This window comes from Pseudomonas sp. GW460-12-10-14-TSB1 (assembly GCF_017349775.1).
GTDB lineage: Bacteria > Pseudomonadota > Gammaproteobacteria > Pseudomonadales > Pseudomonadaceae > Aquipseudomonas > Aquipseudomonas piscium.
This window is the reverse complement of sequence record NZ_JACNAC010000102.1, coordinates 1-10,471: the sequence shown is the minus strand read 5'-3', so window position 1 is coordinate 10,471 and position 10,471 is coordinate 1. Positions and strand designations below refer to the sequence as shown.

General features: G+C 64.2%; 11 protein-coding genes. 10 read left to right on the top strand and 1 reads right to left on the bottom strand.

What is annotated here, in order from left to right:
* Positions 1-793 precede the first annotated feature (793 nt).
* Positions 794-2,446, bottom strand: coding sequence for a hypothetical protein (locus tag J4D52_RS30015; RefSeq protein ID WP_102677951.1), 1,653 nt, complete (start codon positions 2,444-2,446; stop codon positions 794-796).
* A 56-nt stretch (positions 2,447-2,502) separates the two neighbouring features.
* Here J4D52_RS30015 and J4D52_RS30010 point away from each other — a divergent pair, with 56 nt between their 5' ends.
* The 10 genes from J4D52_RS30010 to J4D52_RS29965 all read left to right on the top strand — a co-directional run bounded on the left by J4D52_RS30010 (position 2,503) and on the right by J4D52_RS29965 (position 10,452).
* On the top strand, positions 2,503-3,855 hold the full coding sequence (locus J4D52_RS30010; protein WP_102677950.1) for a hypothetical protein: 1,353 nt from the start codon (positions 2,503-2,505) through the stop codon (positions 3,853-3,855).
* Positions 3,856-4,080: 225 nt separating this feature from the next.
* Positions 4,081-4,566: a cyclic pyranopterin monophosphate synthase MoaC gene (gene moaC / locus J4D52_RS30005; protein ID WP_102677949.1), complete on the top strand. Its 486-nt coding sequence runs from the start codon at positions 4,081-4,083 to the stop codon at positions 4,564-4,566.
* Complete coding sequence (locus J4D52_RS30000) at positions 4,563-4,808, top strand: MoaD/ThiS family protein (protein WP_016702481.1); 246 nt, start codon at positions 4,563-4,565, stop codon at positions 4,806-4,808. Before moaC ends, J4D52_RS30000 begins: the two co-directional genes overlap by 4 nt.
* 4 nt (positions 4,809-4,812) lie before the next feature.
* On the top strand, positions 4,813-5,256 hold the full coding sequence (locus J4D52_RS29995) for a CopD family copper resistance protein (RefSeq protein WP_102677948.1): 444 nt from the start codon (positions 4,813-4,815) through the stop codon (positions 5,254-5,256).
* A gap of 92 nt (positions 5,257-5,348) precedes the next feature.
* Positions 5,349-6,707, top strand: coding sequence for a coproporphyrinogen III oxidase (locus tag J4D52_RS29990; RefSeq protein WP_102677947.1), 1,359 nt, complete (start codon positions 5,349-5,351; stop codon positions 6,705-6,707).
* 129 nt (positions 6,708-6,836) lie between these two features.
* On the top strand, positions 6,837-7,628 hold the full coding sequence (locus J4D52_RS29985; protein WP_102677946.1) for a CbbQ/NirQ/NorQ/GpvN family protein: 792 nt from the start codon (positions 6,837-6,839) through the stop codon (positions 7,626-7,628).
* On the top strand, positions 7,612-8,211 hold the full coding sequence (locus tag J4D52_RS29980) for a cytochrome c oxidase subunit 3 (RefSeq protein WP_025810380.1): 600 nt from the start codon (positions 7,612-7,614) through the stop codon (positions 8,209-8,211). The genes J4D52_RS29985 and J4D52_RS29980 overlap by 17 nt, the downstream gene beginning before the upstream one ends.
* A 10-nt stretch (positions 8,212-8,221) precedes the next feature.
* Entirely contained in the window at positions 8,222-8,482 is a 261-nt protein-coding gene (locus tag J4D52_RS29975) for a cytochrome C oxidase subunit IV family protein (protein ID WP_025810381.1), read from the top strand.
* A 98-nt stretch (positions 8,483-8,580) separates the two neighbouring features.
* Positions 8,581-9,021 (top strand): cytochrome c, encoded by a 441-nt coding sequence (locus J4D52_RS29970; protein WP_102677945.1) that lies wholly within the window; start codon positions 8,581-8,583, stop codon positions 9,019-9,021.
* A gap of 3 nt (positions 9,022-9,024) precedes the next feature.
* Positions 9,025-10,452, top strand: coding sequence for a cbb3-type cytochrome c oxidase subunit I (locus J4D52_RS29965; protein WP_025810383.1), 1,428 nt, complete (start codon positions 9,025-9,027; stop codon positions 10,450-10,452).
* Positions 10,453-10,471: the final 19 nt, after the last annotated feature.

Below are 10,471 nucleotides of genomic sequence, written 5' to 3'. Positions count from 1 at the left end.
GACTGACTCAGTCGATCTCCACCCATCCCCGGGCGTCGCCAAGCTTCACGGAGCATCCAGCAGCACATCGCCGATGGGCGACTTGGGGACTGCACAAATTTCGGAAATTCCCTACAACACGCCTGTAACTTCTTTCAATAGGATGACCAGCTGACTAAAAGGAGGGTCACGCATGGCTAATCGCGATTACATGCCTGGCGCCTGTTTAGATACGTCAGAGCAGACTATGTGCGCTCTTATAAAAGCATGGGGCAGGCGCGATGGGTTTTGAAATATATACCGACTTCCAGACAGGAAAGCAGGTGTACCGAGAGTCCGGAAAATGATTTTGTGGGTTTTTCCTGTTTTGGCCGTTTGTGGCATTAGTGTTGCCTATTTTTTGAAGGCGCGTTTCTCTGGCAGCGATTTGAATTACGCCAGGTTTTATTTCTGTTTGGTGTTCAATGGCCTTTTTGTCGTGCCTTACATGGACATTCTTCAGAATGATGACTTTCTGTTCTTGGGGCATAGGCCCGAGATAGTTTCAGAGCATCCATTTATTGGGTGGGTTGCTTTCTTCTGCATATTTATTCATCTGTTTGCGCTCCCGGTTAAACGAAAAGTCAAAGGCTGGTTTGCACGAAATTAAGCACATACGAATAAAAGCTTTCTGGATTACGCAGTGGCTGCAATTCACCTCGGGTGAGCTCTTCCTGTACTGCGAAGAAGCACTGTCCTGATCTGAAAACCTCGGCCTGCCGCGCCCAGCGAATCGGTTTTCACCTGGGCGTGGAGGCCTGGAGAGTGGCGTGACTCAGCTGATTTCCACCCATCCCCGGGCGCCGTCGGCACCCAGCAGATCAGCGACCGGTTTCACGGCAATCCGCCCATCCACCGTGCCCAGCGCCAGTTGCCCGTCGCGGGCGTCCATGGCGTGGATGATGGTCGGCAAGCCATCGATCCGCGCCTTGGCGTTCAGCCGCAGCTGGCCGGTCCGGGCCTCGATCAGCATCAGCGTCCCGTCCAGGAAAGCCGCCGCCACCAGGCCTGCTTCGGGCAGGTGGACGATCGCGCTGGGCGATGCCGGCGTGGCATGCCGCCACAGTTCCTGGCCGCGTTCCAGGTGCCGGCGATAGATGAAACCCTGGTACGGCTCGCAGACCGAAGGGTTGTAGTGCTGGCCGGCGATCACCACGCCAGCGCCCAGGGCATCCGCCACATAAGCGCCGCGGCATTCCATGGCGTGGCTGGCCCGGGTGCCGTCCTGCTTGAGCAACGGCCAGAGTCTTTGCAGGGTGCCGTCGGGCTGGACGATACACAGGTACTTGTGTTCGTGGGAGCTGGCCGGCGTGCCCTGCAGCGCGAACAGATGGGGCGCGCCGCTGATGCCGATGTAGTGGTTGAAGCAGTCGTAGTGGCCGACATCGACGGGCTGGGCGCTGTCGCGGGTGGTGTCCAGCAGCAGATCGACGACCTTCGAACCGGGGTCTCTCAGGCGGTTGCGTCGTCCCAGGAGGAGGCCGTCGCTGGATGCGCAGAAGGTGTATTCATCGTCGTAGTCCTGCACCAGGACCAGGCCGTTGTCCGTCAGGGCATACAAGCGGGAATCGCGGCTATAGGCCTCGGGGCCGTCCTGCACCTGCACCCCGTGCACATGCACGCCGGCCCCACGGAGGATCTCGGCGCCGTAGCCCGTACCTGTGTGGTGGGCGAGCCGGGTGCCGTCCGTGCTGTAGATATCCAGCAGGCAATCGTCATGGGTGATGCCTATCCGGTCCGGGCCGAGCCAGGCGATATCGCGGATCGCGCTTCGGCATTCAAGCTCGGGCACGCCCAGCCAATGGGCCAGGCGCAAGGCCGGTGGGCTCTGGTCATCTGCGGCAAGGCCCGAGGTATCGACGGTGGCGGCTGGGTCCAGTTCCAGCACCACGGGCGATTGCCCAGCCCAGGCTGCCTCGCTGTCGTCGGCCTGCACCAGGAACAGCGTGTCGAGGATCACCGACCAGTCGCTGTCGTCCAGCCCGTCCCACTCTTCGTTCCATGGCCGCACCCAGGCTTCGACCCGCTCGCCGCTGGCGTCGTAGCGGCAGCGCACGACTTCGGGAATATCGGCAAAAGGGCGGCGGCTCTGGCCGGTCTGCCAGTCCCACACGGCCAGCTCGCCTTCGAACTGGTAGCCGCCGTCATAGCGGCCGGCACCGATAACGATGCGGGGCAGGGTGGGGTGGAAGCCCAGGTCGTTGATCGGCAGGCACAGTTCGTCGAAGATGGCGAACGGCACCGGCTCGCCACGCCGGTACAGGCCGAGCCGATAACGCAACCCGGTGCCGCCATAGGCCGCCCGCGCGGGCGGATTGACCAGCAGCGCAAACTCCGAGACCACGGCGGCGATATCCCCCGCCGGGGGGAAGAACGCGCCGGTGATCCTGCCGGTTCCGCGCAAGGTGGGGTCCATGATGCTGGTCATTGCTGCTCCCTGAGGGGGGCTGTATCGATGTGTTGTTTCATTTCCATGGAGGGAGAATGCTCATTCAAACAATCCTGTTTTTCGCAAATCCGGTTAGCAGAACGAACCTGCGGCGCGCCATCGCGACCGCTGCATTACTGGTGGCCTCGTCTGTTGCGCCTCTGCAGGCGGCGTCGCTGTCATTGGAGGTCGAACTGGCCGACAGCTCCATTGCCTACCTCGATGAATCGACCCAGGCGCGATTGTGGCCGCAAGTATGGACGGGGGCCGAGCTCGTTGCCTATTACTTCCCCTCTATCGGTAGCAAGGGCAAGACGCATAAGACGCGGCCCAGCTTGCAGCCGTTCACCTGCATGGTCGGTACCGTCTGTATCCCGGCGCCTCGTTTCGAGATGGAAAGCTCGCCGATCCGGCGCCAAGTGACGGTACGCGCACAGGTGTTGCAGGGCAGCGCGGGGCAGCCGCTGAAGCTGCGCTTCGAGTTGCCCGAGACACCTGCCGAGTATTACAGCTTCAGCCATGCCGAATTGCGCGCACCGGCGGACGCGCTGTGGCGCGAGCCCTTGTTTACCAACTGGGCCCGCGATTTGTCGTGGGAGGCACGGCGGGGATTCTCCAAGCGACGCAAGCAACCCCTGAGTATTGCGCTGGTCTTCCCGAAGCAGGATGTGCCCGGTTATCAGATGGTGGACCTGGCCGTCAGAACGCCAGGGGGAGATAGCCATCCTGGCGATCCTATGGCGGTGACGACCCTGCGTGCCAACCTGAAGGCGCCTGACGGCAGCGTGCGACAGCTGGCATGGCCGGGGCACTTGAGCCTGGACCTGCAGGAGCGGCTTGAGGCATCTCCGGACTGGACCAGGACCGGCCGCGTGCCGGCGACTGTCAAGCTCAACCAGTTTCCCTGGCGACTCTCTTCGTATAGTGCCAAGGAACGCATCAGCACCGTCGTGATGCCGGACAGCACACCGCGCTGGTACGGCTTGAAGCACTACAACGCGCCCAAGGGTGTGTTGTTGCATCTGACCCAAAGTGGTCCCCTCGCGCAGGTGGAACTGCTGGCCGAAGCGGGCGCCGAGCGGGCGATCGAGGGGCAGGTGCCGGTCAAGCGCGAAACCTGGCTGTTCTTCGCAGGCAAGCTGATGCGCTACCGCGGGCAATTGCATTACGGCAACGGTGCCGAGCACTTGCCCGACACCGAGTGGCGGATGGGCTGGAGCAATGGCGAGCGACTGGAGGCGAGCGCCGCGAATGTGTCGCCCAGCTCACTGATCAAACAGGTGCCGGATTGCCGCTGGGATGGCTGCCGGAAAAACCTGGCCGAAGCTCGGGCCCAGCTGGCGGCGAGCGATGCGCAGTTGCAATCGGAAGGCGAACGCTACCTGCAGCTTTCGCGTGAGCCCAATTGAAACGGCGGATCATGGAGACGGTCGCTCTGCAGGCCTGTGGTGCTGAACGATATGCTGCTTACGCAGCGCATGGGGCGGTTACGACCCTCCTGGGGACTTGTGGGTTTCTTGATTGATGTCAATCGCGCCAGCGGGTCGGCGCAGTAGTCTCGTTGCCACCCAGCGGCGTGCGAGGCCGGGGCGATCCCGTCGCGCTTTTCGCCGCCATGACTAAGGCTCCTGTCCATGAATGACGCGGTACTGACCCACCTCGATTCCCTCGGCCGTGCGCGCATGGTCGATGTCACCGATAAACACGTGACCTTTCGCGAGGCGGTGGCCGAGGCCTGGGTGCATATGCGCGCCGAGACCGCGCGGCTGATCGTCGGCGGCGGCCATCCCAAGGGCGATGTGTTCGCGGTGGCGCGCATCGCCGGTATCCAGGCGGCCAAGCGCACCAGTGAGTTGATCCCGCTCTGTCATCCGTTGCTGCTGAGCAGTGTGGTGGTCGAATTGACCCTCGAGGACGAACACCGCGTGCGCATCGTTTCGCGCTGCAAGCTGGCCGGGCAGACCGGGGTCGAGATGGAGGCGCTGACCGCCGCCAGCATCGCCGCCCTGACGCTGTACGACATGTGCAAGGCGGTGGACCGCAGTATGCATATCGAATCGGTGCGACTGCTGCGCAAGTCCGGGGGCAAGAGCGGCGATTACCAGGCGCCGTCGGCATGAGGCTGCAGGTGCAGTACTTCTCCCGCTACCGGGAAACCCTGGGTTGCGCGAGCGAGGTGGTCGAAGGCGACTTCGCCTGCCTCGAGCACTTGCGCCGGCACCTGGCGAGCCGCTGCGGCATCTGGCGGGTGCTGGACGAGCCGAGCCTGATGTGTGCCCGCAACCAGGACATGTGCGGGCTCGACGAGGCGCTGGACGACGGCGACGAGGTGGCGTTTTTCCCCACGGTGACCGGAGGCTGAAGCGATGATCTATCCGCTGCTGCTCAGCCTGCATCTGCTCGCCGCGCTGGTGTTTATCGGCACGGTGTTCTTCGAGGTGCTGTTCCTGGAAAACATCCGTAAGCAACTGCCCGCCAAGCTCATGGTGCTGCTCGAACAGGGCATTGCCGACCGTGCCCGCCAGCTGATGCCCTGGGTGCTGCTGGCGCTGTTCGGCGCCGGGCTGGGCATGGTCTGGGTGCGTTACCTGCCGGTGCTGGCGGTGCCCTTGGCGTCGTCGTTCGGCACCTTGCTGATGCTGAAGATCCTGCTGGCCGCCAGCGTGCTCGGGCATTTCCTGGTGGCCATGCTGCTGTTCAGGAGCGGGCGCATGAATGCCCGCTATTCGCGCTTCATCCATCACAGCCTGTTCGGCCATATGCTGCTGATCGTGCTGCTGGCCAAGGCCATGTTCTACCTGAACTGGTAGGCCGGCGCCGAACCCTCGCTTGATGCAAGTCAAGGAGCCCCTGGCGCGAACGCCGGACACTGGCCCTCCACCGCCAGTCCTGGAGCCCAGTCATGCCTGATCTACTGCCGCACCGCAGCGAGCCGATCGTTCGACGCGATCAAGGCGTGCTCGATCCCAACTGCCATGCCGACACCCGCCGCTTTCACGGCGGCATCGGTTCCCTGGACCTGCTGCGGGCGTTGCGCGGCAGCCGGCAGAAGCGCCGGCCGCTGTCCCTGAACGTGCAGTTTCCGCCGCGCCTGGCGGGCACGGCGGTGGACGCTGGCGAAAGCTACCTGCGGCGGCTGGAGCGGGAGATCGACCTGGTGGGCTGCCACCTGGGGCCGGAGCAGCGCATCGAGCAGTTCCACCTGGGCGGCGGCACCCCGGACGCAGCGCATCTGCAACGGCTGATGCAGCACCTGCGCCAGCGCTTTCATTTCCTTGAACACGATTGCGGCGACTACAGCATTGATGTCGACCTGCACCACACCGACTGGGCGACCATGGGCCTGCTGCGCGACCAGGGTTTTAACCAGGTCAGCATCGGCGTGCCGGATATAGGTATCGACAGCCAGCTGTCGGTGGCCTGCTACCAGAACCCGGCGCCCATCCATTCGCTGATCGATGCGGCGCGGACCTTCGGTTATCGCTCGGTGAATGTCGACCTGGGGTATGGCCATGCCTGGCAGACTCCGGAGAGTTTTGCCTTGAAGCTGAGCACTCTGATCGAGCTGGAGCCCGATCGCCTGCAGGTGTTCGACTACGCCCAGCCGCCGTTGCGCTACCGGCGCCAGAGCCAGGACCGCCCCGCAGCAGCCTGCGGCCAGGACGCCAAGGAGGCGATGCGGCGGATCTGCTTCGAGCGCCTGCTGGCGGCGGGGTACCAGTACATCGGCCTGGGCCAGTTCGTGCGGCCCGACGACGACCTGATGATGGCCCAGGAGCGCGGCCGGCTGCGTCGCAACTGCCAGGGCTTTACCTGCCATGGCTATTGCGACCATGTGGGCTTCGGCCTGGGGGCCATCAGCCAGTTCGACGAGCTGTATACGCAGAACAGCGAGCGGCTCGATGACTATCTGCAACAGCTCGACCTGGGCCAGCTGGCGACCTGTCGCGGCTGGCGCTGCGAGGCCGGCGACCAGGTCCGGCAGCTGGTCATGGAGCGCCTGGCGTGTGACCTGGAGCTGGACATCCTGGCCATCGAAAGCCGCTACGGGCTGATCTTTCGCCAGTACTTCGCGTCCGCCTGGCTGCGCCTGCAACAGCTGAGCTGGAACGGCCTGGTGGAAGTCTCGGAGCGCTTTATCAGCATCCTGCCCGCCGGCCGGCTGGAGGTGGACAGCATCTGCCAGTTGTTCCAGGAGGATCTGAACAGTCCGGGACAGGCTGCCGGTTGCGCGTGCGTCGAACCTGATTCCGGGCGCTGATTTCAACCTTTGATTGCAGCCGGGCGCGGCGCGCTTGACGGCGATCAAGTTTGCCCGCCGGTTCGCTTGCCGCTCCCTTGCGTGGCGCCTTAGCGTGGTCCCCGAACCCCGCTGTGAATCAGGTAGCCCATGGATCTCGGAACGGCTTGCGAACCCTTCTATCAACCCTTGAACAATGAACAGGCGCTGTTCGAACAGGCCTGGCGACACGGCATGCCGGTGCTGATCAAAGGCCCCACGGGCTGCGGCAAGACCCGCTTTGTTCAGCACATGGCGCACCGCCTTAACCTGCCGCTGCACACCGTGGCCTGCCACGACGACCTCAGCGCCGCCGACCTGATCGGCCGCCACCTGATCGGCGCCCAGGGCACCTGGTGGCAGGACGGACCGCTGACCCGGGCGGTGCGCGAAGGCGGCATCTGCTACCTCGACGAGGTGGTGGAGGCGCGGCAGGACACTGTGGTGGTCCTGCATCCCCTGGCCGATGGCCGTCGCGAGCTGTTCCTGGAACGTACCGGCGAAGTGCTGCGGGCGCCGCCGTCCTTCATGCTGGTGGTGTCCTATAACCCTGGCTACCAGAACCTGCTCAAGGGCATGAAGCCCAGCACCCGCCAGCGTTTCGTGGCGATGCGCTTCGACTATCCGCCGCCGGCCGAGGAGGAGCGCATCGTGCAGCGCGAGGCGCAGGTGGATGCCGCCCTGGCGCGGCAGATCGTCGGGCTGGGCCAGGCCCTGCGCCGCCTGGAACAGCATGACCTGGAGGAGGTGGCGTCCACCCGGCTGCTGATTTTTACCGCGCGCATGATCGGTTCCGGCATGCCGCCGCGCGAAGCCTGCCTGGCGTGCCTGGCCGAGCCCCTGAGCGACGACCCGGTGACGGTGGCGGCGCTGATGGACGTGGTCGATGTGCACTTCGGCTGAAGCCGCCGATGCAACCACCGAGGCCCCTCGGCGCCATCTGCCGGGGGACCTGGCGATGTGGTTTTTTATCCTCGCCGAGCTGTCGGTGTTCGCCATCCTGATCCTCGCGTTCGCCGTGACCCAGCAGCTCAAGCCGCAGCTGTTCGCCGAAAGCCGCCAGCTGCTCGACAGCTCCACCGGCCTGGCCATGACCCTGAGTCTGCTCAGCGCCGGGCTGCTGGCAGCGCTGGCCCAGGAACGGGTGCGCCGGGCGCGGCCACGCCAAGGGGCGGCGCTGTTGCTGGCGGCCTTGCTGGTGGCCACTGTCTACCTGCTGCTCAAGCTCGGCGAGTACCGGCATCTACTAGGTCTGGGATTAGGGCTGGAGCACGACACCTTCTTCACCCTGTACTGGATCCTCACCGGTTTTCATTTCCTCCATGTGCTGCTGGGCATGCTGATTTTTGCCTGGCTGGCGCAGCGCTGCCTGCGTGGCCGGTATGGCGTCGACAACCCTTCGGGTTTCGAATCCGGGGTGCTCTATTGGCACATGGTCGATCTGGTCTGGGTGCTGCTGTTTCCGCTGGTCTACGTCCTGGATTGACGAGGTGCGCATGTCCGTTGGCAGGTTGTTGCTGAGCTGTTGGGTCGCCCTGGCCGGCCTCAGCGTCGGCACGGTTTGGCTGGGCAGTTGGCTGGGGCAGGGCGCGCCGCGCGGGGTGGCGCTGCTGATCCTGCTGCTGGCGGTGGCCAAGGCCTGGCTGATCGCCGATGGCTTCATGGAGCTGCGCCACGGGCCGCGCTTGTGGCGCTGGTTGCTGCTCGGCTGGCCGCTGGCGCTGGCCTTGCTGCTGGGCCTGATCCTCAGTCTGTGAATACCCGAGTAAAACCATCGGCGTTTCTTGATTGCCATCAAGCGGGTTTGCCCCCCGCGCTTCCTAGAATGGCCGGGCCAAGCCAAGAGGAAGCGAGCATGTCGGAGACCTTCACCAAAGGCATGGCCAGGAACATCTATTTCGGGGGAAGCGTGTTCTTCTTCCTGATCTTCCTGGCCTTGACCTATCACACGGAGCAGACCTTTCCCGTGCGCAGCAACGACGCGCTGTTGAGCGCGGCGGTGGTGCGCGGCAAGACGGTCTGGGAGCAGAACAACTGCATCGGTTGCCACACGCTGCTGGGCGAGGGCGCGTACTTCGCGCCGGAGCTGGGCAACGTGTTCCAGCGCCGCGGCGGCGAGGAGGGCTTCAAGCCCTTCCTGCAGGCCTGGATGAAGATGCAACCCCTGGGTGTGCCCGGACGCCGGGCCATGCCGCAATTCAACCTGAGCCAGCAGGAGGTCGACGACATCGCCGAATTCCTCAAGTGGAGCTCGAAGGTCAATACCAATGGCTGGCCGCCAAACAAGGAGGGCTGAACGATGCGTCTTGCCAATCCACACCTGAAATTCGCCTCGCAAGCCGTGGCCAAACCCTACTTTGTGTTTGCCCTGATGCTGTTTCTCGGCCAGGTGCTGTTCGGTTTGATCATGGGCCTGCAATACGTGATCGGGGATTTCCTGTTCCCGATCATTCCCTTCAACGTGGCGCGCATGGTCCACACCAACCTACTGATCGTCTGGCTGCTGTTCGGCTTCATGGGGGCGGCCTACTACCTGATCCCGGAAGAGGCCGATCGTGAACTGCACAGCCCGAAACTGGCGCTGCTGCTGTTCTGGGTGTTCGCCGCCGCCGGCGTGCTGACCATCCTCGGCTACCTGCTGGTGCCCTACGCGGGTCTGGCCCGGCTGACCCACAACGAGTTGCTGCCGACCATGGGTCGCGAGTTCCTCGAGCAGCCGACCATCACCAAGATGGGCATCGTGGTGGTGTGCCTGGGCTTTCTCTACAACATCGGCATGACCCTGCTCAAGGGTCGCAAGACCACCGTCAGCATGGTGATGATGACCGGGCTGATCGGCCTTGCGGTGTTCTTCCTGTTCTCCTTCTACAACCCGGCCAACCTGGCCCGCGACAAGTTCTACTGGTGGTGGGTGGTGCACCTGTGGGTGGAAGGCGTGTGGGAGCTGATCATGGGCGCGATGCTGGCCTTCGTGCTGATCAAGATCACCGGCGTGGACCGCGAAGTGGTGGAGAAATGGCTCTACGTGATCATCGCCATGGCGCTGATCAGCGGGATCATCGGCACCGGTCACCACTTCTTCTGGATCGGCGCGCCCGAGGTCTGGCTGTGGGTCGGCTCGATCTTCTCGGCCCTGGAGCCGCTGCCGTTCCTGGCCATGGTGGTCTTCGCCTTCAGCATGGTGAAGAACCGCCGCCGCCAGCACCCCAACCGCGCCGCCACGCTGTGGGCCAAGGGCACCACGGTGACCGCGTTCTTCGGCGCCGGGGTCTGGGGTTTCCTGCATACCCTGGCGCCGGTCAACTACTACACCCACGGCACGCAACTCACCGCGGCCCACGGCCACCTGGCGTTCTACGGCGCCTACGCGATGATCGTCATGACCCTGATCAGCTACGCCATGCCGCGCCTGCGTGGGCTCGGCGAGGCGGCGGACGAACGCTCGCAGACCCTGGAAGTCTGGGGCTTCTGGCTGATGACCCTGTCGATGGTGATGATCACCCTGTTGCTCACCGCCGCCGGCGTGGTCCAGGTGCTGCTGCAACGCTGGGCCGAGGACGGCACGGCGATGCCGTTCATGGCCACGGTGGAGCATCTGAGCGGGCTGTTCTGGGCGCGCCTGATCAGCGGGCTGGGGTTCTTCGCCGGGCTGCTGTGCTACCTGCTGAGCTTCCGCCAGCGCGGCCGCGCCGCCTTGCGCGCGCCGGCCCCGGTGGTGTCTTCGTGAGCCAGCGCCAGCGCTGAAA